The following is a 24,034-nucleotide window of genomic DNA, read 5'->3' on the forward strand; positions in this document are numbered from 1 at the left end:
CCTACTTCCATTCAATGCCATTAAATTAAGCTAGGTGGATTAACAAAAATAAAAAACGGATAACAAGAACCTTGGTATTTGATTCACGCTGACGCGTTGAGCTTGCGAAACAGGCGCAAGTATTTTTTATTTTAAGAACTGAATACCAAGGCTCATGGAATGCATTAATAATACTCGCCAATATTGCAGCGCAACAATGCATTACAACTGGCCGATGTCACGGCGCTGCCACCCATTCGCCCTAGCAAGGTGATGCATTCAATGCCCAATTTCTCATGGGCTTCCCACAGTGCCTCTTTCGATTCCGCCGCGCCGACAAAGCCCACCGGCATACCAATAATCAAAGCGGGTTTAGGGGCACCTTGTTCTATCATTTCCAATAAACGAAACAAGGCGGTTGGCGCATTACCAATTAATACCACACTGCCAGCCAGTGCTTCTTGCCATAAACTCAGCGCCGCCATAGAACGAGTTTCGCCCTTGCTTTTGGCCAACTCTGCGGTACGAGGGTCATTCAAAAAGCACAAGGGTTCCTGAGTGATCATACGCTTGGTCACCCCTTGCTTGACCATTTCCACATCGCACAAAATCGCGCCATTGTTGGCTAATGCTGCGCGACCCGCTTGGGTGGCATTGGCACTGAAGCGTACTTGTTCAGCCACATCAGGCAAGCCTAAACTGTGCACCACGCGCATAACCACTTGCTGCTGGTCTTGGCTTAAGCCAGATAAATCGGTTAACTCGCGAATTTGGCGAAAGCTGTCTTGCTCAATGGCTTGAGGGTTGTTTTCGTATTTTTTTTCGTATTTAGAGTCGTTCGAAAAAGTCACTGTTGGCTGTCTTTTGGTTGATTCTTACTATGGATAGAGTTCTTGCCCCAAGCCGCTATACAAGCTTGCAAACAATCTTCTGTGTCATGAAATTCACGTTCGGCCGCTGGCAACAATGGCCGAGCATGCAATAAAACGGGAACAGATAATTCTCTGGCGGCAACAAGCTTTGAATACGTCGCCATGCCGCCGCTGTTTTTACTAACGATCACATCAATGCCGTGATCCACTAACAATTGACGCTCGTCGTCTAAAGCAAACGGCCCAATGGCTTTTATCCAATGGACCTTGTCAGAGAGAGCAAACTTGGGCGCCACTGCTGTTCGCCATACGATGCGCTCAATGCTTGGCAGTTGTAAAATACCTTTTAATAACGCTTCGCTCATCTGCCCAGCACTTAATAGCGGCACGCGGAATCCATCGAGCTTAGCTAGTAAATCGGCGTCGTCTTGGTAATCTTCCCAGTTATCGCCCGCTTCTTGTTGCCAAGCAGGACGATGAAAACGCCAGCAGGCAATGCCGGCTTCTTTGGCCGCCGTGACGGCTTTGCTGCTCATGGTTTGCGCATAAGGATGGGTCACATCCAAAATCGCGCCGATATTATTGTCTTTTAAATACTGAGCCAATCCACCGAATTGGGTAAAGCCGCCTACCACCAGCTGACAATCGACTTTTGGCACTCGAACCAAGCCAGCCAAGCTGTAGATGACGGTCAAACCCGCTTTGTGTAACGCGTCAGACAGGTGCCGAGCATCGGCGGTACCGCCCAATAATAAAATCTTCATGACTCGCCTCGTTTTGAGTTATCAGCATCCAAGGCTTTACCAACAAATTGCCCTTTGCGATCAATCGCCCAAACTTCTAACGCTATGTGAGCTGGAATGTACTGTCGTGCAAAGTCTAATGCTTGCTGGCAGATGGCATCGGCCAGTGGCAAACCATCAGACATGGCGAACGACAAGGCTTCCACGCTGGTGTTGGCGTTTTTCATGCGCTCTTGTAACTCAGCACAGGCCCCTAAACTGGCCGCCAGTTTTGCTAAAGCGCCAAGGTCGATACTAGACGCTCGACTGTTTAAATCCATATGATGCTGAGCTAGCTTGCTGATCTTACCAAAGCCGCCACAGATGCTGAGCTTCTTTAATTGGGTAGAGTTGGCTTGCTCAACTTTTTTAATGTGTTTCAACACAGCACCAACAAAGTCGCCCATTTCGATCAAGGCCATATCATCCAATTGATAATAGCTCTTTATGGCGTCTTCGCTGGCATTGCCTGTGGTTGCCGCAATGTGGGTCAAGCCATTCGCCCGAGCCACATCGATACCTTGATGAATAGACGCAATGTAAGCCGCACAAGAAAAAGGGCGCACAATGCCCGTTGTGCCGAGAATCGAGAGTCCGCCCAAAATCCCTAAACGTGGGTTCATGGTTTTTTGTGCAATCTGCTCGCCATTAATCACGCCAACAGAGACATCAAATCCCCCTTGGTAATGATAAGTTTGCGCAAAGCCCTCTAAATGCTCGGTCATCATTTTGCGCGGTACGGGGTTAATCGCTGGTTCGCCCACATCAAGCAGCAACCCTGTTCGAGTCACGATCCCCACCCCTTGCGCCGCATGAAAACGCACGCCTTGTTCAGGGGACAATCTTAGCTCGACAAATAAAGTCGCACCGTGGGTCGCATCTGGGTCGTCACCAGCGTCTTTGATGGTCGATGTCTTCATACCTGCATCAATGGCTTGATACTCGATAATAGGTAAATCGACCATCTTGCCTTTTGGTAAGGTGACACTGACGCTGGTTGCTTGTTGGTCAGCAAAAAGTGCTTGTGCTGCGGCTACGCAACAGGCCGTCGCACAGGTTCCGGTGGTTAAACCAGTACGCAGTGGCGCGGGCGATTCAGCACTTTCAGGCCACATTATTTTAGTTACCTTTTCCTAAAAAAATCTTGGCGGTGACATCAAGATTCGAAGGAAAGAACAAGTGCAGATAACTGGCGGTTAGCCCTTTTTGCTGATAAATCGCTTCCCCTGGCGCTGGGTGTCTTTGTCGACGACCATAACCCACGGGGTCTGGCGTATTGGCACTGCGAGATCTATGGTGGGCGTGTCCGCGAATTTCGCCTTGTGGAATCACGGCGGTTTGCATACCTTGGCAACCGCGTTTACCACGCATCGCGCCTTGCCCCGATAAAATGCCCACCATGGGATAACATTTATCCTCTAAGTCGGTTAGATCATCCAAGCTATAAAGCATGCCGCCACATTCTGCCAAAATGCCTTTGCCAGTCTGGTAAAAATCTTTGATCGCCTGACGCATGGATGAATTTTCTGACAAGGCTTTCGTGTGTAATTCAGGATAACCGCCCGGCAACCAAAGCGCATCGGCCTCAGGTAAGGTTTGATCCTTCAAGGGCGAGAAAAACACCAGATTCGCCCCTAAGCTTTTTAGCGCAATAAGATTCGCATCATAGATAAAACTGAATGCGGCATCCTTGGCGATGGCAATGGTTTTTCCCAACAAATTTTGTTCAATGGTTTGTTCGGCGTCAACTTGGCTGGCAGGAGAAAAAGGCACTGCACTAGGTAATTCCAGCAACCCAGTATCTTGCGTTTCTTTTAGCCATTCAACAGCGGCTTCAAAGCGCACTTCTAGCTCGTCTTTTACCTCATCCGCTTGCACCAAACCTAAGTGACGCTCAGGCAAGGTAATCTCTTCATCACGCTTTAAGGTTGCAAGCAAAGGCAAACTTGCTGGTAGCGCATCGCGGATCAATTCCGCATGGCGTTCGCTGCCGCAGCGGTTGGCAATCAAACCGGCTACTTGCACATCATCACGAAAATTTGCCAAGCCAGTCGCCACCGCCGCCGCGGTTTGCGCCATGCCTTTCACGTCCATCACAATGGCCATGGGAAGACCAAAACGCGCCGCTAAATCCGCACTGGATGGTTCCCCATCAAACATGCCCATGGCACCTTCCACTAAAATCAAATCCGCCACTTTCGCGGCTTGATAAAGTTTGTCCTGGCAATAATCTTCGCCTGCCATCCAAATATCCAACTGCTCTACAGGCTGCTTAGACGCTTGTGCTAAAATTTGCGGATCAAGGTAATCGGGGCCGGTTTTAAACACGCGAACCACTTTGCCTTGATTGGTAAAATAACGCGCCAAGGCGGCAGTAATGGTGGTTTTTCCTTGATTCGACGCAGGCGCCGTCAAAAATAACGCAGGACAATGAACAACGGAAGTGGTCATAAAGCGGTCTCTAAAAGTATCTAAAAGTTCTCTAAAAGAGAGCTCAATAAAACGTATTGTGCGCCCAAATGCTGGGCAATATCCTGACCTCGGCCACGCTTAACTGGCGCATTTTCAGTATCGATCAATACAGTGTTGCCCTGTAAAACCAGATCCGATACATCGGCTTGAGTGCGCCCATCGGTCAATATGTAAGTTTGGCTATGTAATCCCGCAGTTGCTTTGTGCTGTTGCGCCAAATATTGGCTGGTATTTTCAATCGCAACCCGAAATGGCGTACCGCCACCCGCACCTAAATCATCTAGTACGTCTGAGATTTCCTTTGGCGCACGCACCTTAGGCAAAATCGACGACACGCCATCTTGCCCAAAACCAAGAATCGCAATCTGCTCCCGAGCCAAATAGGCGCGATTGGCAATGTCTAAAATGACACCCTTAGCTTGAGCAAAAACACCTTGGCTCAAGGTAGACGTGGACGTATCCAACAACACCAAGTGCAAAACAGATTGGCCTGTTTTTGCAGGCTTATGTGTAAGATTTTTCGGTGGCCATTCTTGCGGCTGACTGACAATACTACGAAACCAATCAATGCCATCCGCTGATTTAAGATCAACAGATTGCGCAGCATCAGGACGATAACCGCCCAGCTGCTTGCCTTTGCGCTTTCCCGGCGTCACCTCATCAATGCGAGCATTAGCTGAGCTTCTTTTGTTCGACTCATCATGAATGGCGACACGAATCGGCGCGCTACTAGCAAGCGCTTGTGGCTCCATACTTCCCCACTCACCTGAGCTATTTTGCTCATTTGTCAGATTGTCTTGAAAGCTGTCTTGTTCTTGTAGCTGATTACCTTTGTTTTGTGAACGCGAACTATCAGGACGACGAGAAGGCGGTGGGCTTGGAGGCTGTGACTGATTCTGAGCTTTAGCTTGGCGTCTATGTGCCAATACCAAATCTTCCACCGCTTGAATATCGTCCAGAGCAACGACTTTTGCGCCACGCCACGCGGCATGGGTCATGGCGGCTCGAATCCAAACAATGTCGCCACGTACGCCGTCTATGTTGGCTAGCTGACAGCGAGTAGCGACTTCTAAACGTAACTCATCAGAACAACGTACTTGTGCTAAAGCTTGTCTTGCTAAGCGAATGCTGTTTTTTAAGTTGCGTTGTTTGTATTTAAAAGCATCGCAAAATGCTTGAGAGTCTTGATCGTATTCATCTCGCAGACGAACAATCTGTACGCGCTCTTCCAGGCTGTATTGATTCACTAATTCAACCATTAACCCAAAACGGTCTTTCAGCTGAGGACGCAATTCACCTTCGTCTGGATTCATGGTGCCAACCAATAAAAAACGCGCGGCGTGTTCATGACTGATGCCATCACGCTCAACACGGTTTACACCGCTGGCGGACACGTCCAAAAGTTGGTCAACTAAATGGTCGGCAAGCAAGTTCACTTCATCGACATACAAGACGCCGCCATGGGCTTTACTCAATAATCCGGGCTTAAAAGCGACTTGTTTGTCTTGCAAAACTTGCTCTAAATCCAACGCACCAAGCAACCGATCTTCGCTGGTACCAAGAGGTAGAGTGGCAAAAGGAACCGGTTCTTCACCCTGTAACGCTGGCATGACGCCAGACAAACCACGCGCTAAAGTAGACTTTGCCGAACCTCGCGGACCGCTTATCAAAACACCGCCAATTTGTGGGTTAATCGCACACAAAATCAACGCCAGTTTCAACGGCTCTTGCCCCGCCACTGCGGTAAAAGGAAAGTCACTAGAGGCTAAACGGGTCATTGAGCTACCTGTTGCGGTTCGTTAAGGTCAAAAAGAAAATCATAAGTCGTCTATTGTAGGCGTTTTCCCTATGATTTGTCTTGTTTGACCTTATCTATGTGACCTATTCATGTCAAACCTAAAGCCTTCAGCATGCCGTGAATGAAACGCATGACTTTGAATAAAACGCATGACTTTGAATAAACGCTGTAGGTTATTATTTCTCTGTCTGATACTTATCAACCAATGCTTCTACTAAGCCTAAATCAAACTGATTGATCGCCGCCTGAAGGTTTTTTTGCTGATTAGACGGCAATAACTTGCGTAATAACTGAAATATCTCTTCGGTGGTTTGCACATCACCACTTTGGGCGGCTAGCAATAATGGCTGCCAATCTTCGATGGTTAACTGTCGTGATGGCTCTGTTGGTTCAGCAGGCTGAATTTCGTCATCAGACAATTCATGCGAATCGTTTTTTCTTGCCGTAGTTTCAATAATCGGCACAAACCTCACATCAAGATGTGCCACTAAGGCTTTGTAAATATCTTCTATTTGATAGGGCTTGGCGATGACTTGCCAAAAACCATCGTCCAAGAGGGCTTGCTGTTCATGCACCAATGTCGATGCCGTTACCGCAATGACTGGAATAAGTTGCTCTTTATCTTCTTTTTGAATGAATTTTAATAAATCGATACCCGTTTTATTGGGCATACGAATGTCTGTCATCACCAAATCTGGCGGATTCAAGGTAAACGCTTTTATGGCTTGTTCACCGTCTTCAGCTTCGATAACCTGACAACCCGCTTTTTCTAACAAAGACACGAGAATATCTCGCGACCATTCATCATCTTCTGCCACCAGTACTCTGATGGGATTATTTAATCTCATATTTAGAAGTGAATCTTGCTCGTCACCAGAAAGCATTTCATCGCCTTCTACTTTAGACAATGGTAAATCGACAATAATTTGAGTACCAACACCTTCACTGCTTTTTACCGATAATGAGCCTTGCATCAATTTAACGAGAGTCGTTGATAACGACAAACCTAGCCCTGTCCCGCCTGATGCTTCACCCGCTTTACCTTGCATAAATGGCGTAAACAGATGCTCCATCAGTTCAGCCTCGATTCCTGGCCCAGTATCTTCGATGCTGATATGAATACGCTCTTCTACAATCTGAACGACCGTTTTCACATAACCTTGAAGGGTAAACTTCACTGCATTACCTAAAAGGTTGGTAATGATTTGTTGAAATTTGACGGGATCTATCCAGACAAACTGCCGCTCATCAATATCACACTCAACAATAAGATCTAGCCCCTTCTCCTGAGCTTGACCTTGGAAAAGCTTGCCTATCTGACTCACTTCACGGCAAAGATTCACTTTTTGCTCGTGTAGAACCAGCCGTCCAGATTCTATGCGAGCAATATCTAAAATATCGTTAATCAAGCCTAATAAGCGATTCCCAGCACTGGCAATGGATAGAAATCTTGTTCTGGAGACTCCGGTTAATTGATTATCTTCACTAATTAATTGCGCGTAACCAATGATGGCATTTAACGGCGTGCGAATTTCATGACTCATATTGGCTAAGAAATGACTTTTTGCCTGGTTGGCTTGCTCAGCCGCTTCTTTTGCTTGCTCTAACTGCATAGAAACATGTTTTTGCTCCGTAATATCACTCATGATGTCACCAACAGAAGTTGCATGCCCATTTTCATCGCGCAATAGAAAATAGGTTTCATAAGTGGAAAATATACGCCCATCCAAGCTTTTAGCCTGCAATTCTCCCTCCCAAACACCATGCTCTCTAACGTAAGGAGTTACGGTTTCTTTGAGAAATTTCTGGCTAGCTTCGGGGTAAAATTCAAGATAGTTAAATCCACTCAAAGACGCATCACTGGCCTCTTCATCCACACCAAGAAGCATGCGTATTTTTTTATTAAAGTAAGTAATATCTCCCTCTAAAGTTGCCATTGCAAAGCCTTGCGCAGAATTATCGGCAAAGCTTTTAAAGAGTTTTAGTTGACTAAAAAGTCGGTGACGTTCGGTAATATCGCGTGCAATGCCTAAGGTGCCACGAAAGTTAATTGAAGGCTCAATGACAGGAACTCTATGAACTTCAAACAAACAGGGCTCGCTGCCATCTTTTGGGTAACCCCAGCCTTGCTCATGGGATGTTATGCCAGTTTGCAAAGGAACTTCACCTGCATTTTGATAATAAGCCCCCTTTCCATCCAAGTTTAACTCTAAGTCACTTTTTCCTTTTATTTCTTGCGCAGTAAGTTGGTTAAAATCTAAGAACGCTTGATTACAGTCGAGATAGTTCCCCTGCTCATCTTTAGACCAGACAATGTCAGGAATATTATTGAGTAACGAGGACAAGGTAAGTTCACGCCGTCTTGATTCTTCACGAGCAACAATCAGGGCATTTTCAGTCTCAACTAAATGGCCAATTTCCTCAAAAATACCAGCGACACTCAAGACTTTATATTGGCTATTTCTGCGAGTAACGCTGCCGCGCATCTCTATCCAGAAACATTCATTAAGGTGATTTTGAATTTGTAGACGTATAGATTTAGGCGCAAGACGTGTTTCTTGTTCGAGTAATGCGGTTTTCCACTCATTGAAAGTTGCTTGATCATCAGTTGATAAAAACGCCAACCAATCTTCGAGACGCTTAGGCGTTTTTTGCTCTTCAAAGCCAAGTTGCATAAAAAATTCAGAGGAAGCATACAAACGATCTGTTTCAGGAAACCATTCCCAAACACCAGCATTGGTTGCCAAAATCGCTCTTGAATAGCGACGTTGTAACAACTTAAAGCGAAAAAGAAAAGCGAGCTGCAAAGCAACCAAGACAAAAGCCGTAAGGCAAAATAAACCAACAAATACTTTAAGTAAAATGGGAAACTCTATATCCATGATTAATCCCTAAGAGCACCAGAAGTGACTTTATTGACTTTAAAAGACCAGTATAAAATCGTGCAAGCTCAGCCGTAGCGCTAAAGTTTTTCCGGCTTATGAAAAAAGTAACCCTGTCCCCATTCGACACCCAGCGTTTTAAGCTTATCCACAATACTTTGGTTTTCTACAAACTCAGCAACGACAGGTTTATTAAGCATTTTTGCTAACTTCACAATGGAATCAACCATACCGTAGTGTATTTCGTTTACATGCATGTCTTTAATAAACATGCCATCAATCTTAATCAAATCAAAAGGTAAATCCATCAGATACGCAAACGATGAAAAACCAGTGCCAAAGTCATCTAACGCAATGGTGCAACCATGCTCATGAAGCAAAGCCATGAACCGCCGAGTATCTGAAAAGTTGTTGAGCGCTTCCGTTTCGGTGATTTCAAAGCAGAATTTGCTGCCATCTAATCGATAGTACTGTAACTGCTCAACAATAAACTCAGCAAAGTTCGATTGTCTTACCGACAGCGCAGATACATTCAAAGCGACTTGATCAATTTCGTCCCACAAATCATAACGTTCTGACAACTGCTGCATGGTATTACTAATCACCCAGCGATCAATTTTGGAGACAATACCAAAACGCTCAGCCGCGCGAATAAAGTCATTAGGGTAAATCAAACTTCCCGTTTCTTCGTCTCTCAGTCGAACTAAAATTTCTATTTTCTTTTTTGGCTCATCATGGATCAATGAACAAACTTGCTGAAAATGAACTTCGAATAAATCTTTATCGAGGCCATCGATAATTCTCAGCCCCCAATTTAAATTACCTCTATGCTCATCATAAGCAAGGTCTTTGGCGTTTTTGATAATTCGAGAATGAATCCCCGACTTTTTACTTGAGTAACAAATCTCATCAGCTAGCATGACAACTTGTTCAAAAGACACCATATCAAGTGTGATAGGAATCGCTACTTGCGTCACCGTCATTCGAAACTGACGCTCATCCCAGACAAATGCAAAGTCCTTGAAGCCTTGTTGTAGTAAACGGAAAAAAGATTCGACCGTTTCGTCACCGCCTTTACTAATAACAATAGCAAATTTATCACCACTTAAACGCGCACAGAAATCTCGTTGAGGATCAGCAAGTTCACTCATCATAATGGCCAACTGATGCAACAATTCATCGCCAGCGATGCAGCCGCAAGAATCGTTTATCAAACGAAATTCGTTCACGTCGATTAAAATAAAATACGGTATATGCTCAGCGGTTTTAGCTTGGACTCCAGAAATGAGATGAGATATGTGTTCGTCTAATGCATCGCGGTTATAAAGTTGGGTTACGAAGTCGTGCTGGGCAAGATACTTTAGTCGATCTTGCATATAACGTCTTTCGTTCACTTCTTTTCGAAGATTTCGATTTACTAAATTCAGATCAGCCGTGCGCTCACGAACCTTCTCTTCTAATGATGATGTGAGTTCTCTTAGCTCATTAACAAGTTGGTATTTCTCTAATTGGTGCTGGACTCTAGAACGAACCTCTTCAATACGAATAGGCTTGCTGATGTAATCATTACCGCCAGCGTCAAATCCACGACTGATATCATCGGCTAACGCAGTAACAAAAATAATAGGCACATCTTTATGATACGGATGAGAGCGAATTCGGCGACAAGTTTCAAATCCGTCAATCCCTCCCATCATGACATCTAACAAAATTAAGCATGGCTGAGTTCTTTCTAATAGCTCCAAAGCTCGTTCACCGGAGTTCGCCACAGAAATTTGGCAATCCAGTGCATCCATTACTTCCTTTAAAATGCGTAAATTCTCTGGAACATCATCGACAATTAACACCGTTGGAGACTGCTTCATACCTAGCTATGCCTTTTCTATGATTTACCAATCACTTGAATAAAGTAATTAAAACGCCACGATCGAACAATTCTTAAGTAATACGCCTAAATATTACCTCTGTTTCTTACTGAATATCCATCTAAGTTATCCATAAAAAAATCTAATGCACAAATTTGATGTAAATCTTAAGTGAAAATAAAGTCATATTATAAGACGAAGCAAAACGATGGCTTGTAGAGAATTGTAACCTCAAACCTTTAATTAAAAACTCTCAACCTAATGTATAGATAAAACACAGATAAGCTTTTTCTAATAAAGCGAAAAACCTAAAGTAAGATACGGAACACGCACCAGTGTGGATCATATAGTCCACTTTTAATGCGTGCCCACGAAAAATAAATGAAGGGAAAAGATTTTTATTTTAAGCTTTCGCATCCAGCAGAGCTATTTGCGCCCACTTAGGTGGACGGTGATAACGACCTACTACGGAACTTAATAATAAGAAAGCAAGTAATGAGTAACCCAAATGACTCCAGTCAAGAAACACCACAGCAGCCATCAATACAGTAATATCGGCAACCAATGTTGTTTTACTCGCATGAATATCAAATCGGCGCTCTAAAAATACAGATAGGATATTTAGCCCGCCTAGAGAAGCATTATGCCGGAACAAAATAATCAATCCAAAGCCAACCAATAGACCGCCTAAAGCCCCAGATAGAAGAGGATGAATAGAAAGAACAACATACTGTTTCATTAGCTCAGAGAGCAGAGACAGCAAACTTACACTCGCAAAAGTGCGTAAGGTAAAATCTCGACCTAGTGTGTACCAAGCTAAGATATAAAACGGAATATTGAGTAAGAAAAATAGCTGACCAAAAGATAGATCAGTAACACGCAGCAAAATCATTCCAGCGCCCGCCGTGCCACTAATTAGCAATCCAGCAGAATTTAGAATATGCAAGCCTAAAGCAACAAGCAGACAGCCCTCAATGATAGAGAGCCAACGATGAGTGGTTTTCATGAAACGTCCTTAACAAGAGCCGTATTAACTTTTGGTTAATAGCAAAGGTTTGTAAAAATCGCTTCTTGTGGAAGCGGATAACACAGACCACATTCAGTACTGAGTTTCTCAGCTCAAACTAAAGCATATTCTATACCATAATTTCACAATCTCTTATGAATTTTCACTTATCTATTTGATCATTTATCACAGAGAAGCGAATAGCACTACTCATCAAAACAGAAACAAGGCTACAATAGCCAAATGCGAATCACACTTAGACAATTACAAATATTTGAAGCGGTTGTTCATACAGGATCTGTGACTGCGGCTGCAGAAATGGTCTCTATTAGCCAACCAGCTGCAAGCCAAGCATTAAGAGAGCTAGAAGCCCTTTTGGGCCGCCCTCTTTTTCGTCGCCATGGCAAACGCTTACAAATAACACCTCAAGCTAGACACCTTCTTCCGCAGGCTCGCGCAGTTCTTAGTCAAATAGAACAAATTGAAAGCATGGGAAGTGAAGATGAGCTTAGTGGCTCTTTGCATTTGGCCGCCAGCGTGAGTGTGGGTAACTATCTGCTCCCGAAACAAATGTCTTTGTTTAAACGTCAGCATCCCAATATTCGTTTCAACTTGGACATCGGCAATACACAAAGTGTGATCCAACAGTTGTTAACTGGTAAAGCCGAAGTAGGTTTTATCGAAGGCTACTGCCAACACGCCGAATTAATGACTCAAGTCTGGCTAAAAGACGAACTCGTAGTATTTGGTTCCGCTGAAGAAGAACGTCCTGAGAATTTATCTTGGGAAGACTTAAAAGAAGCTAGCTGGGTAATGCGCGAATCAGGCTCCGGTACTCGCAATATATTAGAACAAGCGACAGCCGCTCAGATCCCTCAGCTTAATGTGGTTCTTTCACTTGCGCACATGGAAGCAGTTAAACAAGCCGTGATCCATCAGATGGGACTTGGCTGCTTATCTAGGATGGCGATATCTCAAGAACTCAACTCTGGGCTAATACGACTTTATCAAACGCCATTGGAACTTAATCGAAATTTATTGATTGTCACTCCAAAAAATACGGCGCTTACCCAAAACGCTCAACGCTTTATCGACCTATGTTGTGCCGTACCCGTTTTATCAAATATTTAGAGTATAAATTTTTCTAAATACTAAACGTATTGCTCGAATATTTAGTATTTACGGTTGAAGTTTGCGCAAAGGCCAATACAATAAATTCATATAAAATATAAACCATGCGAAAAACATAAAAAGTATGAATATTAATAAAATTGACCTTAATCTTCTTATTTACCTCGATGTCTTGCTAAGAGAATGCAACGTCACGCGCTCTGCCAATCAGCTAAACATCACACAGCCGGCAATGAGTAATGGCTTAAAGCGACTAAGAGACTTGCTGAGCGATCCTCTGCTCGTTCGTACTAGTGAAGGCATGAAGCCAACAGAGAAAGCCTTACGCTTGCAACCTATCGTACGCAAAGTATTGCTTGAGCTCGAAGAAGCCCTGCAACCAGAAGCCGACTTTAACGAAAGTATCAGTACGCGCGTATTTCGTATCATGGCAAGTGACTATGCCGCTTCAACCGTTATTCCTCGATTACTCAACCGGCTACGAGAATTTGCACCGGGCATTACACTCGACATCATGACGCCGAGCGACGTCACCTTTCACGACGTTGAAGCAGGTAAAATCGATATGGCTATTAACCGTTTCGAAGAATTACCCCAGTCCTTCCATCAAAAAAGTGTTTGGTTTGATACTTTCGTTTGCATGATGAGTTCAAAAAACCCGATCAAAGACCATTTTGACATTGATGCTTACCTACAAGCCCAGCATATTTGGGTAAGTAAAACAGGCTTCGGAGTGGGTGTCGGCATGGACCCAAATGACGTACAGAAATTAGGCTGGGTAGATGAGGCACTTCAAGCCCTAGACCATAAACGCAGCATCCGTGTGTTTACTCGAAGCTACCATACCGCCATGCACTTGGCTCTTGAGCAAGACCTGATTGCGACCCTTCCTAAAAAGGTTGCCATGGTCAATAAAAAGAATCCCGACTTGGTGATTCTTGATCCACCATTCGATATCCCACAAATTGAACTAAAAATGATTTGGAGTCCGCTACTGCATCACGATGCCAGTCATATTTGGTTCAGAAGACAAGTCATTGATGTGGCAAACGAGCTAAAAGCACAAGCAAAATAATACGAACTATCAAAATAATACGAACTATCAGAAGACACAAAACTATGTTCAACGTTTCTCATGTTCATCACGTCGCTATCATTTGCTCTGACTATTTAGTGTCCAAACGATTCTATAGTGAAATTCTTGGCTTTCGCATACTAGAAGAGACTTATAGAGAAGAACGTCAGTCTTATAAATTAGACCTTGCCATTAATGACCAACAACAAATTGAGCTTTTCTCATTTCCATCACCACCAGCACGTCCTTCTCGGCCTGAAGCCCAAGGTTTAAGGCACTTAGCCTTTGCAGTAGAGGATTTAGAATCCTGTATTAAACATCTAAATCAGCACGGCGTGATCACGGAAGACATTCGACTAGATGAGCTAACAGACAAGCACTTCACTTTCTTTGCCGATCCAGACGGCTTGCCACTCGAGCTTTACGAACTATAGACCCAATAGCAGCATTTAAAGCTAGAATTTATAAACCGGCATTTAAATTCAGCAATTCAAGTCAAAAAAAAACGCCCACTACCTTTCAGCAGTGGGCGCTCTTATTGCTATAAAACGAACGTCTTATAGAGATTTAGAGTTTTCTGCAAGGTAAGATGCAACGCCTTCAGGTGAAGTATTCATACCTTTATCGCCTTTGTTCCAGCCAGCTGGACAAACTTGACCATTTTCTTCGAAGAATTGAAGCGCATCAACAACACGAACCAACTCATCCATGTTACGGCCAATTGGCTCATCGTTTACTACTTGTGAACGAACGATACCTTTTTGGTCAATAACAAAAGACGCGCGCATCGCAACACCAGCTGGGTAGTAAGAATCGCCACCTTCAGACTCTATGCCGTATGCTTTTGCAATCGCATGATCCATATCAGCGGCTAGTGTATATTCAACTGCACCGATACCACCTTGCTCAACTGGAGTATTACGCCAAGCATTGTGAGTAAAATGAGAATCGATAGAAACACCAATGACTTCTACGCCCATTTCACGGAATTTATCCATGCGGTGAGACATAGCGATGATTTCTGAAGGACATACAAATGTGAAATCTAATGGGTAGAAGAACACAATTGCGTATTTGCCTTTGATAGTTTCAGCAAGGTTGAAAGAATCAACGATTTGACCATCCGCTAATACGGCTGGAACTGTAAAATCTGGGGCTTTTTTACCAACTAAAATAGACATCTTTAACGTCTCCTTTTATTGCTTAATATTTAAAGGCTAATGTTTAACTCAATAGTGTCACTTATCATCATAAGCGACACAAAAACTTACTCTTCAGAAGATGAACCGACTGCTTCTTTGATCAAAGTCTGTAGCTCACCGTTTGCAGCCATTTCAACGATAATATCGCAACCACCAACTAACTCACCTTTCACCCAAAGCTGTGGGAATGTTGGCCAGTTAGCAAATTTTGGTAGCTCAGCGCGAATATCTGGATTGTCCAAGATATTAACAAAAGCAAAACGCTCGCCGCAGGACATTAGTGCTTGAACTGCCTGAGATGAAAACCCGCACTGCGGAGCACGAGGATTGCCTTTCATGTATAGCAGAATATCGTTACTGCTAATCTGCTCTTTAATTGTTTCGATTGTATTACTCATACTAAAAACCTCGCTCTGCAACTGTCTATTCGTAAGAACAAATGAATCATTAATGCCCTTACCAAACTTAAGTCTATTAAATTCATTAAACTTGCATCAGTTTATTGGGTCTCGTGGTGTATTTACAACCCCAAAAAGATGCTTTCCTTTGTACTTTCTCTTGTTAATTGCCCTTTACTCGCCTACCTGAGTGTATTAAATTGGTCGATTCCCTTTTTTCAAGACATACAAGGAGTCCTAGCGTGTCGCCTAGACATTTTCTTACTCTGAAGGATCTATCTTCTGACGAGTTAAAACAGTTACTACTACGAGCTTCAGAGCTTAAGAAAATCCATCACGAAGGCACTCTATTTCAACCGCTGAAAAACAGAGTTTTAGCGATGATATTTGAAAAGTCATCGACTCGAACTCGAGTTTCTTTTGAAGCAGGTATGGCTCAATTTGGCGGTCACGCACTGTTTCTGTCATCTCGTGACACTCAATTGGGACGTGGCGAACCAGTCGAAGACAGCGCACGCGTTATTTCAAGCATGGTAGATGCCGTAATGATCCGAACCTTCGATCATAAAACCGTTGAAACCTTTGCTAAATACTCATCCGTTCCTGTTATTAACGCTTTGACTGATGACTATCACCCATGCCAACTACTTGCTGATATGCAAACGTATCAGGAACATCGCGGCTCTATCGAGGGCAAAAAAGTCGTATGGGTTGGTGATGGCAATAACATGTGTAATTCTTACATTAACGCGGCAGCTATGCTCGACTTCCAATTAGTCGTTGCTTGTCCTGTCGGTTATGAACCCAACGCTGATTTGGTTGCAGAACACAACGATCGAGTGACAGTACTTCACGATGCACATGAAGCCGCTAAAGGTGCCGATCTAATCGTTACTGACGTGTTTGCTTCAATGGGCCAAGAAGACGAGCAAGAACAGCGCCTAAAAGACTTTGATGGCTTCCAAGTAAATACTGAGTTGATGTCCAAAGCGAATCCAGATGCCCTATTCATGCACTGCCTACCCGCTCACCGCGGTGAAGAAGTTTCTGCTGAAGTAATCGATCATCCAGACTGTGTTGTCTGGGATGAAGCAGAAAACCGCTTACACGCACAAAAAGCACTACTTGAGTTTTTACTATCTCGCTAACACAATAACAAGGCTCGCTGAAATCCATCTTTCAGCGAGCTTTTTTTGCATCCAAGCATTGAGCTTCTAAACGTTGAACTCTTAAGCATAGGGCTCTTAAATATGGGAAAGGCATCAACCGTGAATTACTATGAGCATTATTGAAGTTAGGCATTTAAAAACACTGACCGCCCTCAGAGAAACTGGCAGTTTAGTCGAAGCTGCCGAACGAGTTCACTTAACGCAATCAGCTTTATCTCATCAACTTAAAGATCTGGAAGAAAAACTAGGCTGTCCGCTTTTCATTCGAAAAACGAAACCTGTACGTTTTACCAGTGCTGGCCTGCGCTTATTACAATTAGCCGATGATGTGCTACTTTCATTCCGCTCAGCTCAACGTGATATTCAACGCTTCGCTGAAGGGGAAAGTGGGCGCTTACACATCGCCATAGAATGTCACAGCTGTTACGAATGGCTAATGCCAACCATTGACCATTTCCGCGAACATTGGCCTGATGTCGAGCTCGACCTTTCGACGGCTTTTGGTTTCATGCCATTGCCCGCTCTTGCTCGCGGCGATTTGGATTTAGTCGTGACATCCGACCCACAGGACATCCCAAATATTGAATACATTCCATTGTTCCAATATGAGTCTCAGGTCGCCCTGTCTCGACATCACGCCCTAGCGAAAAAAGAGTTCTTAACACCTGAAGATTTTGCCAAAGAGACACTGATTACTTATCCAGTAGAAACCGAACGGCTGGATATTTTCAAACACTTTTTAAACCCAGCAGACGTGTCGCCAGCTAAAATTCGTCATAGTGAATTGACGCTGATGATGATGCAGCTAGTCGCAAGTGGTCGCGGTGTGTGTTGTCTACCAAATTGGGCATTAACAGAATATACCAACCGACAATATGTCATTACCAAGTCGTTAGGCGAAGAAGGTGTTTGGTGTAAGCTCTATCTGGCAATAAGAAAGGATCAGCGTGAAAACGCCTACATGGAAGATCTGATTTCTACCGCATCAAAAACCTGTTTTAAAAATCTAAAAGGTATTCTAGCCCCTGAACTATAAGTCAGAGTTAATCAGTATCAGGACAAAGTGTTCTGATGCTGATTACGCGACCAAATCAAACTGAACTTAGCTCCGCCTGATTCACTAGCGTCAATCAACACTGCACCACCATGCCAAAAAGCAATACGTTGAACAATCGCCAAGCCTAATCCATATCCTCCAGAAGCTCGTGTGCGACTATTGTCTAATCGTTGGAACGGAATAAAAACCTTATCTCTATCTTCAAATGCAATACCTGGACCATCATCTTCTATGTCTAACTGCCAACGCTCCTCATCATGAGAGAAAGTGATAACAATTTTACCTGCAGCGTATTTTGAGGCATTTAAAATAAGGTTTTGTAACGCGCGACTCAAATGATGCTCATCCGCTAGAACCAAATCTGTTTTATCAATATTCACCTCGACATCGAGATGCTGAAGTAACAAATGATTATGCTGTAGAATATCGCCAACCAGTTGGGAGATAGAAAGCTCTTTGAAATTAAGAGCCAATGACCCAGCCTCCAGCTTGCCATAAGTCAACACCTCATCAACAAGCGTGTTCAGCTCTTCAACATCGCCTTCGAGCGCCTCAATTGTTTTAGCAACATCATCGTCTACTTCGTCCTTCATCACTTCCAGACCGAATCGTAAACGAGCAATAGGCGTTCTTAATTCATGAGAAATGGCATTTATCATTTCACGCTGCACTTTTAGCAAACGCTGAATATGAGAAGACATGGAATCAAATGAATAGGCTAATTCTTTTAACGTGCCACTGCTATCAGGAATACCTTTCGGCAAACCACTACGACCACGGGCAATTTGGCGAGTAATGCTTTCAAATGTTTTGCGCTTGAAGTCCAGTGAGATCAGTTCACGCCAGATCAGCATCAGCATAATCGCAATGCCGGCACCAACAACAATAACCACAATTAAAGTTAAGGAGACATTATCATCATGGGCAACAGAGAGATACACAGGGGCATTAGCCTCTTTATCCTTCCATACAAAACCATATTCACTATAAGCACCATTTACTAATGCTACGGCGGTTAAAGGATTAGAAACCTTAGAATCAATTTCCTTCATAGAAAGACAAGACATGTTCTCAAGTAAAGTCACTTTGTCTGAATAGGAAATATCATTTGATAACAAAAACTGTGTAAGTAATGACTCTATTTTAAAAACAGGGCGATTATGATCTGCATGCCCAAGTAGAACAGGCTCATTCGTATTTCCAAATGCTATTTGATAGCTATTATTTGGTAATTTAAGCCATTTTTTTTCTGCAATAAGAGCTGGAATAGAAGCAATAGAAAACGGATTAGCAGATTGAAAGGTCCATCTAAATTGGGAGTCAGGGAGTTCTTTATAAACACCAGAAAGAAGTAAAGCGGAGCTGATCTCGGCATCGACACAAAGCAATTGTTCAGCTCTTGATGCACCAAACCGAATTTGGGTGAACTCCATGACGAAGTAACAACACGCCACTATAACGACACCTCCAAAAATAAGATGTCGATATAACCGCCACATTTCAGCTCGCATTGCTTTTTATACTTCTTTTACAAACAAGTAACCTTTACTACGAATAGTCTTTATACGGCGAGGGTGAATTGGGTCATCGCCAATTTTTGATCGAATACGAGAAATTCTGACGTCAACCGAGCGATCTTGACCATCATATTCAATGCCACGTAACTCACCAAAAATCTCTTCTCGGCTTAATATGCGACCAGCATTACTAGATAATAACCACAACAGATCAAATTCAGCACTGGTCAACTCAACTTCTTCTTCAAGCAACCAAGCTTCACGACGGGAATTATCAATCGTTAAAGGACCAAAGACCAAGTTTTGCTCTTCTTTAGAAAGATCAAGAGTCAAATCCACATCTTGTGTACTACGACGTAACAAAGATTGGACTCGAGCTAATAATACTCTCGGTTTAGCTGGTTTAGATACATAATCATCCGCACCGATTTCTAAACCTAAAATTTGATCAACATCGTCGCTACGAGCCGTAAGCATCAGAATAGGACCTTTATAGTCGTTACGAACACTTCTGCATACCGTAAAACCATCAGCTCCAGGCAACATAAGATCAAGGATAACCAAAGCTGGCTGTTCCTCAATAATACGAGAAATAGCTTTGCGCCCATCAGGTTCGATCCCAACAGTAAAGCCATTTTTCTGCAAATACTCTTGAGTGAGTAACGCCAAACGCTCATCGTCTTCAACAATCAAAATGGTTCTGTTGTCATCTATACTCATGGGCAATCCTCGTCCAGTTTTTATCGTTTTTAGTTTTAATGACTTAAAAGAATAGATACAAAATCAATTCTTTTAAAATCAATCTACTAGAAGACTTTGAATTTGTCTAACTCTCTCTCGGTTAACACCAAAATCGGAGTAACCAACACGAGAAGCAGAACGGATATGCACGACACTGTCGGCAGCGGGTAGATAAAACTCCACATCGTCAATATAGCCAACTAAGGGGCTTTTCACTTCAAAGTGAACATAACCCAATGTGCTACTGACAAGATGAGTATTACCTTTATTTAGCATAAACGATTCGATAGACAATTGAGTTTTCATGCGATCACCAGTATAGACTACTGGCTCAGCGTAATGATCCAAATCTTCTGGTGATGCTTGTGTAGAGACACAGTTCGGTGTTGAAGGACAAGGCATCAATTCACCGTCCGTTACACCAAGTCCTTCAGGTAGCTTATTACTCATATTGACGTATATAAAAAAACCTACGAACAAGACAACAATTAATGCAATTATCCAGCGAACCATGCTTCTACGACTCCTAAGCCATTTTCATCTTAACGAAACGATCTTTTACCTGGCTTTTTAGGCTTAAACTCAGGTTTGTCATTGCTCTGCCAATCAAAGCCTTTAGGTGGCGCACGACGAGCGCCACCTGCTGTCGCTTTGTTTTTATGGCGTTTTAACTCCAATTTCTCTTGCTGTGTTTTTGGCGTCAATTCTGATAGTTTAAGATCAACCATGGCACACAAAGAATTAACATCTGTCTCTTCCATTTCTACCCAACGGCCAACTTTTGCTTTTGAAGGCAAGAAGACAGGACCAAAGCGAACACGTTTCAAACGGTTAACTTTTACGCCTTGAGATTCCCAAAGACGACGAACCTCACGGTTACGACCTTCCATCAAGCACACGTAGAACCAACGGTTAATACCTTCACCACCACCATCAACAATGTCGGTAAATTTAGCTAAACCATCATCCATCATCACGCCTTTTTTCAAGGCCGCTATATTTTCTTCAGTCACTTCTCCCATTACGCGGACAAGGTACTCACGATCAATCTCTGTTGATGGATGCATTAATCGATTGGCCAATTCACCATCTGTGGTGAAAAGCAGCAAACCTGAAGTATTGATGTCTAAACGGCCAACAGCAATCCAACGCTCTCCGCGCAGTTTTGGCAGTTTATCAAACACAGTAGGTCGACCCTCAGGGTCTTTACGAGTACACACTTCGCCTTCTGGTTTGTTATAAATAATAACGCGGCGGTTTTCACCAGCCTCAGTAGCAATAATAGAATAACCATCTATTGTGATCGTGTCTTTTACGCTAACGCGGTCACCTAATGTAGCAACTTCGCCATTAACTAACACACGACCTTCACGGATACGAGTTTCCATTTCACGACGTGAACCCTGACCCGCTCTTGCTAATACTTTTTGTAACTTCTCGTCCATTACGAACCTCTTAGAGGGAATGCTTCTCAGCAACCCAGTTTTAGTAATATTAATTAATCATTTTTTTCATTATAAGCCAGACACCATGGGCCTTGACAGCTGAATATTAAAGATTTTACAGAAAGGGAGCAGGATCACCAGCACCAACACGCACAACTTCAATACTATCTGCATCCATTTTAACCACCGTTGTCGGCTGTAAACCACAAAAGCCGCCATCAATAACTAAATCTAGCGCATGTTCTAGCGTATCGCGAATATCATATGGGTCTGTCATTGGATCCGTCTCTCCTGGCAAGATGAGAGAAACACTCATAATAGGTTCGCCCAACTCTTCCAACAAAGCTGAAACTATATTGTTATTCGGAACACGAATACCAATGGTCTTTCTTTTAGGGTGCAATAATCGTCTAGGCACTTCCGATGTTGCATTAAAAATAAAAGTATAAGGACCTGGCGTATTATTTTTCAACAAACGATATAAGCGATTATCAAATCGCGCATAGGTTGATATTTCAGACAAATCTCGACACACCAAAGTAAAGTTATGCTTATCATCCAAACGACGAATGGCTCGAATTCGATCCAATGCATCTTTATCACCCAAATGACAGCCGAGCGAATACCCACAGTCTGTTGGATACGCAATAACACCACCATTACGAATCACTTCTGCCGCTTGTTTCACCAAACGTGCTTGCGGGTTTTCTGGGTGTATCTGAAAAAATTGACTCAACCTGTTCTCCACTAAAAAAATATAACAACAATAACGCTAACTAATTCAAAATAGCTTAGAAATAAGCGGCGCTATTTCCAAGCCTGCCACACTAAATCCACTTCACTTTCATGTATTTGTGTAAATTTACCAACCTGCATCCACGGACCAAATGGCCCATGATAATCACTTCCTACGGACGCTTTTAAATCAAACTCTCTGGATAAGCGTTCAAGCAAACGAACACTATCTGGGCGCTCATTACCTGACACTATTTCAATGCCAGTTCCGCCCCATTTTTTGAAATCACCCAATAAACGTTTCAACTTAGTTACTGTTAAAGGATAGCGTTTAGGGTGAGCTAAAACCAGTTCAACATCCTGACCAGAAAGCGCAGTCAAAACATCCTCAAGTTCCGGCCAAACATCACGTAACTGACCTAATTTTTTATTGCCTAGATAGCGATCAAAGGCTTTATTAGTGTCTTTTACAAAACCTTTCTCAACCAGTAAAGTCGCAAAATGCGGTCGACCAAGTTGACTCTCGCCAGCCAAGGCAACGGCTTCATCAAATAAGTCAGGTAATCCTTGCTTCACCAACAAGTTAGCAATAAGCCGAGCTCGATCAAGACGGATAGCCTGATTCTCACTCACAATAGACAACAAAGCTGCGTTGTCTAGCGAGAAATTCAAAGCCACCATATGTAAAGGAATACCATTCCACTGCGTCGACAACTCAACACCATGAATAAAACTCAGCTCGTGCTCTGCAGCTCGCTGACTTGCCTCTACAATACCATCCAGCGTGTCATGATCAGTAAGTGCAAACAAAGAAACACCCTGTTCTACTGCAAGATCAACAAGCTCTGTTGGTGAAAAACGGCCATCAGAACGTGTAGAGTGTGTATGTAAATCGACTTTTCGATAACTTGCTGCTTCATGCATAGATTGGCTGTTCTTTAAAAGGAATGGTGGTTATCATAAGTCCAGCATACATGCATTTTAGTATACATTCACTGGGTTTTTATATGAAAATACTGTTCGACTTTCTTCCTATTGTTATCTTTTTTGTTGTTTATAAAATGACAGGAAATATTATTCTCGCAACCGCCATTTTAATCCCAGCCACAATACTTCAAGTGGGCTTTACTTGGTTCAAAAACCGCACCGTAGAAAAAATGCACTTAGTTTCTCTGGCATTAGTGGTGTTATTAGGTGGCGCAACCGTTCTTCTTGGAGATGGAGATTTCATAAAATGGAAACCAACGATCGTAAACGGTTTGTTTGCCATTGCTTTTTTAGGCAGCCAATTCATCGGTGATAAAAATATCATTCAACGCATGATGGGTGATAAATTAGAGTTGCCGTTCAAAGTATGGCGTACTTTAAACCTTGCGTGGGTTGGCTTTTTTATTGTCTCCGGTGCCACTAACTTATATGTTGCGTTTTCATATAGCGAAGAAATTTGGGTAGATTTCAAACTGTTCGGTTTATTAGGAATGACCATTGTATTTATTATATTACAAGGCATTTACTTATCATCGCACTTACAAAATAAGGAATAACGATGCTTTACTCTATTATCGGTGAAGATGTGACAAACAGCCTTAGCGCTCGTCAACAAGCACGCCCTGCTCACTTAGCTCGCCTAGAAGCTCTGCAGAACGAAGGCCGTTTAGTGTTGGCTGGCCCAAACCCAGCTATTGATTCTGATAACCCCGGCGATGCCGGTTTTAGCGGCAGTGTTGTTATTGCAGAATTTACTAGCCTTGAGGCAGCAAAAGCATGGGCTGATGCAGATCCTTATGTGGATGCTGGCGTTTATGAAAATGTAACGGTTAAACCTTTTAAGCAAGTTTTTCCGAACTAATTGAACCAAAAGACTTAATAAAATGCCGCTATCAATACGAAGCGGCATTTTTTGTGGAA

At 43.1% G+C, this 24,034-nt stretch carries 23 protein-coding genes; 7 read left to right on the forward strand and 16 right to left on the reverse strand.

Annotated features, from left to right (window positions below; translation table 11 throughout):
- Window positions 1–164: 164 nt before the first annotated feature.
- From KPL72_RS06145 to KPL72_RS06180, 8 genes are all read right to left on the reverse strand, one after another.
- The gene (locus KPL72_RS06145; RefSeq protein WP_219702193.1) at window positions 165–830 is read right to left on the reverse strand and encodes a precorrin-8X methylmutase; all 666 of its coding nucleotides are present in this window, start codon (window positions 828–830) and stop codon (window positions 165–167) included.
- The gene (locus KPL72_RS06150; protein ID WP_219702194.1) at window positions 827–1,615 is read right to left on the reverse strand and encodes a precorrin-6A/cobalt-precorrin-6A reductase; all 789 of its coding nucleotides are present in this window, start codon (window positions 1,613–1,615) and stop codon (window positions 827–829) included. The genes KPL72_RS06145 and KPL72_RS06150 overlap by 4 nt, the downstream gene beginning before the upstream one ends.
- Complete coding sequence (locus KPL72_RS06155; RefSeq protein ID WP_219702195.1) at window positions 1,612–2,748, reverse strand: cobalt-precorrin-5B (C(1))-methyltransferase; 1,137 nt, start codon at window positions 2,746–2,748, stop codon at window positions 1,612–1,614. Before KPL72_RS06155 ends, KPL72_RS06150 begins: the two co-directional genes overlap by 4 nt.
- A gap of 4 nt (window positions 2,749–2,752) precedes the next feature.
- Window positions 2,753–4,084 (reverse strand): cobyrinic acid a,c-diamide synthase CobB, encoded by a 1,332-nt coding sequence (locus KPL72_RS06160; RefSeq protein ID WP_219702196.1) that lies wholly within the window; start codon window positions 4,082–4,084, stop codon window positions 2,753–2,755.
- Between the two features lie 20 nt (window positions 4,085–4,104).
- Window positions 4,105–5,883 carry an ATP-binding protein gene (locus KPL72_RS06165; protein ID WP_219702197.1) on the reverse strand — a complete coding sequence of 593 codons (1,779 nt, stop codon included), beginning with the start codon at window positions 5,881–5,883 and terminating at the stop codon, window positions 4,105–4,107.
- 196 nt (window positions 5,884–6,079) lie between these two features.
- Window positions 6,080–8,785, reverse strand: coding sequence for a hybrid sensor histidine kinase/response regulator (locus tag KPL72_RS06170; RefSeq protein WP_219702198.1), 2,706 nt, complete (start codon window positions 8,783–8,785; stop codon window positions 6,080–6,082).
- An 80-nt stretch (window positions 8,786–8,865) separates the two neighbouring features.
- On the reverse strand, window positions 8,866–10,650 hold the full coding sequence (locus tag KPL72_RS06175) for a two-component system response regulator (protein WP_219702199.1): 1,785 nt from the start codon (window positions 10,648–10,650) through the stop codon (window positions 8,866–8,868).
- 403 nt (window positions 10,651–11,053) lie between these two features.
- Window positions 11,054–11,656: a DUF6198 family protein gene (locus KPL72_RS06180; RefSeq protein WP_212916114.1), complete on the reverse strand. Its 603-nt coding sequence runs from the start codon at window positions 11,654–11,656 to the stop codon at window positions 11,054–11,056.
- A 243-nt stretch (window positions 11,657–11,899) separates the two neighbouring features.
- Between KPL72_RS06180 and KPL72_RS06185 the strand changes: the two genes are divergently transcribed.
- The 3 genes from KPL72_RS06185 (at window position 11,900) to gloA2 (ending at window position 14,296) form a co-directional block, all read left to right on the forward strand.
- Window positions 11,900–12,787: a LysR substrate-binding domain-containing protein gene (locus KPL72_RS06185; RefSeq protein WP_219702200.1), complete on the forward strand. Its 888-nt coding sequence runs from the start codon at window positions 11,900–11,902 to the stop codon at window positions 12,785–12,787.
- 124 nt (window positions 12,788–12,911) lie between these two features.
- The gene (locus KPL72_RS06190) at window positions 12,912–13,862 is read left to right on the forward strand and encodes a LysR family transcriptional regulator (protein WP_212916116.1); all 951 of its coding nucleotides are present in this window, start codon (window positions 12,912–12,914) and stop codon (window positions 13,860–13,862) included.
- 44 nt (window positions 13,863–13,906) lie between these two features.
- A complete protein-coding gene (gloA2, locus tag KPL72_RS06195; RefSeq protein WP_219702201.1) occupies window positions 13,907–14,296 on the forward strand; it encodes an SMU1112c/YaeR family gloxylase I-like metalloprotein in 390 nt (129 codons plus the stop codon).
- A gap of 123 nt (window positions 14,297–14,419) precedes the next feature.
- Here gloA2 and KPL72_RS06200 read toward each other — a convergent pair whose 3' ends face one another.
- Both KPL72_RS06200 and grxD read right to left on the reverse strand, forming a co-directional pair.
- On the reverse strand, window positions 14,420–15,043 hold the full coding sequence (locus KPL72_RS06200; protein WP_212916118.1) for a peroxiredoxin: 624 nt from the start codon (window positions 15,041–15,043) through the stop codon (window positions 14,420–14,422).
- A gap of 86 nt (window positions 15,044–15,129) precedes the next feature.
- On the reverse strand, window positions 15,130–15,462 hold the full coding sequence (grxD, locus tag KPL72_RS06205; RefSeq protein ID WP_212916119.1) for a Grx4 family monothiol glutaredoxin: 333 nt from the start codon (window positions 15,460–15,462) through the stop codon (window positions 15,130–15,132).
- Between the two features lie 242 nt (window positions 15,463–15,704).
- Here grxD and argF point away from each other — a divergent pair, with 242 nt between their 5' ends.
- Complete coding sequence (argF, locus tag KPL72_RS06210; protein WP_219702202.1) at window positions 15,705–16,610, forward strand: ornithine carbamoyltransferase; 906 nt, start codon at window positions 15,705–15,707, stop codon at window positions 16,608–16,610.
- A gap of 130 nt (window positions 16,611–16,740) precedes the next feature.
- On the forward strand, window positions 16,741–17,667 hold the full coding sequence (locus tag KPL72_RS06215) for a LysR family transcriptional regulator (protein ID WP_249422120.1): 927 nt from the start codon (window positions 16,741–16,743) through the stop codon (window positions 17,665–17,667).
- A 17-nt stretch (window positions 17,668–17,684) separates the two neighbouring features.
- On the opposite strand, the gene KPL72_RS06220 is transcribed toward KPL72_RS06215, so the two are convergent.
- From KPL72_RS06220 to KPL72_RS06245, 6 genes are all read right to left on the reverse strand, one after another.
- Window positions 17,685–19,142 (reverse strand): ATP-binding protein, encoded by a 1,458-nt coding sequence (locus tag KPL72_RS06220; RefSeq protein ID WP_346729493.1) that lies wholly within the window; start codon window positions 19,140–19,142, stop codon window positions 17,685–17,687.
- A 63-nt stretch (window positions 19,143–19,205) separates the two neighbouring features.
- Window positions 19,206–19,925 (reverse strand): winged helix-turn-helix domain-containing protein, encoded by a 720-nt coding sequence (locus KPL72_RS06225; RefSeq protein ID WP_212916122.1) that lies wholly within the window; start codon window positions 19,923–19,925, stop codon window positions 19,206–19,208.
- 78 nt (window positions 19,926–20,003) lie between these two features.
- Window positions 20,004–20,459 (reverse strand): DUF1499 domain-containing protein, encoded by a 456-nt coding sequence (locus KPL72_RS06230; protein ID WP_212916123.1) that lies wholly within the window; start codon window positions 20,457–20,459, stop codon window positions 20,004–20,006.
- 29 nt (window positions 20,460–20,488) lie between these two features.
- Complete coding sequence (rluB, locus tag KPL72_RS06235) at window positions 20,489–21,391, reverse strand: 23S rRNA pseudouridine(2605) synthase RluB (protein ID WP_212916124.1); 903 nt, start codon at window positions 21,389–21,391, stop codon at window positions 20,489–20,491.
- Window positions 21,392–21,506: 115 nt separating this feature from the next.
- Window positions 21,507–22,127: an L-threonylcarbamoyladenylate synthase gene (locus tag KPL72_RS06240; protein WP_072841296.1), complete on the reverse strand. Its 621-nt coding sequence runs from the start codon at window positions 22,125–22,127 to the stop codon at window positions 21,507–21,509.
- A gap of 71 nt (window positions 22,128–22,198) precedes the next feature.
- Window positions 22,199–23,050 carry a PHP domain-containing protein gene (locus tag KPL72_RS06245; protein WP_219702204.1) on the reverse strand — a complete coding sequence of 284 codons (852 nt, stop codon included), beginning with the start codon at window positions 23,048–23,050 and terminating at the stop codon, window positions 22,199–22,201.
- An 83-nt stretch (window positions 23,051–23,133) separates the two neighbouring features.
- Between KPL72_RS06245 and KPL72_RS06250 the strand changes: the two genes are divergently transcribed.
- Entirely contained in the window at window positions 23,134–23,670 is a 537-nt protein-coding gene (locus tag KPL72_RS06250) for a septation protein A (protein WP_219702205.1), read from the forward strand.
- Window positions 23,671–23,672: 2 nt separating this feature from the next.
- Window positions 23,673–23,975: a YciI family protein gene (locus tag KPL72_RS06255; RefSeq protein WP_212916127.1), complete on the forward strand. Its 303-nt coding sequence runs from the start codon at window positions 23,673–23,675 to the stop codon at window positions 23,973–23,975.
- Window positions 23,976–24,034: the final 59 nt, after the last annotated feature.

The organism is Marinomonas lutimaris, from assembly GCF_019426345.1.
Classification (GTDB): Bacteria; Pseudomonadota; Gammaproteobacteria; order Pseudomonadales; family Marinomonadaceae; genus Marinomonas; species Marinomonas lutimaris.

Coding starts and splice junctions, on each gene's coding strand:
- KPL72_RS06150 (WP_219702194.1), bottom strand. CDS start 1,615: ATGAAGATTTTATTATTGGGCGGTACCGCCGATGCTCGGCACCTGTCT.
- KPL72_RS06230 (WP_212916123.1), bottom strand. CDS start 20,459: ATGGTTCGCTGGATAATTGCATTAATTGTTGTCTTGTTCGTAGGTTTT.
- KPL72_RS06190 (WP_212916116.1), top strand. CDS start 12,912: ATGAATATTAATAAAATTGACCTTAATCTTCTTATTTACCTCGATGTC.
- KPL72_RS06165 (WP_219702197.1), bottom strand. CDS start 5,883: ATGACCCGTTTAGCCTCTAGTGACTTTCCTTTTACCGCAGTGGCGGGG.
- KPL72_RS06200 (WP_212916118.1), bottom strand. CDS start 15,043: ATGTCTATTTTAGTTGGTAAAAAAGCCCCAGATTTTACAGTTCCAGCC.
- KPL72_RS06255 (WP_212916127.1), top strand. CDS start 23,673: ATGCTTTACTCTATTATCGGTGAAGATGTGACAAACAGCCTTAGCGCT.
- rluB (WP_212916124.1), bottom strand. CDS start 21,391: ATGGACGAGAAGTTACAAAAAGTATTAGCAAGAGCGGGTCAGGGTTCA.
- KPL72_RS06170 (WP_219702198.1), bottom strand. CDS start 8,785: ATGGATATAGAGTTTCCCATTTTACTTAAAGTATTTGTTGGTTTATTT.
- KPL72_RS06225 (WP_212916122.1), bottom strand. CDS start 19,925: ATGAGTATAGATGACAACAGAACCATTTTGATTGTTGAAGACGATGAG.
- KPL72_RS06215 (WP_249422120.1), top strand. CDS start 16,741: ATGAGCATTATTGAAGTTAGGCATTTAAAAACACTGACCGCCCTCAGA.
- grxD (WP_212916119.1), bottom strand. CDS start 15,462: ATGAGTAATACAATCGAAACAATTAAAGAGCAGATTAGCAGTAACGAT.
- KPL72_RS06175 (WP_219702199.1), bottom strand. CDS start 10,650: ATGAAGCAGTCTCCAACGGTGTTAATTGTCGATGATGTTCCAGAGAAT.
- KPL72_RS06160 (WP_219702196.1), bottom strand. CDS start 4,084: ATGACCACTTCCGTTGTTCATTGTCCTGCGTTATTTTTGACGGCGCCT.
- KPL72_RS06245 (WP_219702204.1), bottom strand. CDS start 23,050: ATGCATGAAGCAGCAAGTTATCGAAAAGTCGATTTACATACACACTCT.
- gloA2 (WP_219702201.1), top strand. CDS start 13,907: ATGTTCAACGTTTCTCATGTTCATCACGTCGCTATCATTTGCTCTGAC.
- KPL72_RS06185 (WP_219702200.1), top strand. CDS start 11,900: ATGCGAATCACACTTAGACAATTACAAATATTTGAAGCGGTTGTTCAT.
- KPL72_RS06180 (WP_212916114.1), bottom strand. CDS start 11,656: ATGAAAACCACTCATCGTTGGCTCTCTATCATTGAGGGCTGTCTGCTT.
- KPL72_RS06250 (WP_219702205.1), top strand. CDS start 23,134: ATGAAAATACTGTTCGACTTTCTTCCTATTGTTATCTTTTTTGTTGTT.
- KPL72_RS06155 (WP_219702195.1), bottom strand. CDS start 2,748: ATGTGGCCTGAAAGTGCTGAATCGCCCGCGCCACTGCGTACTGGTTTA.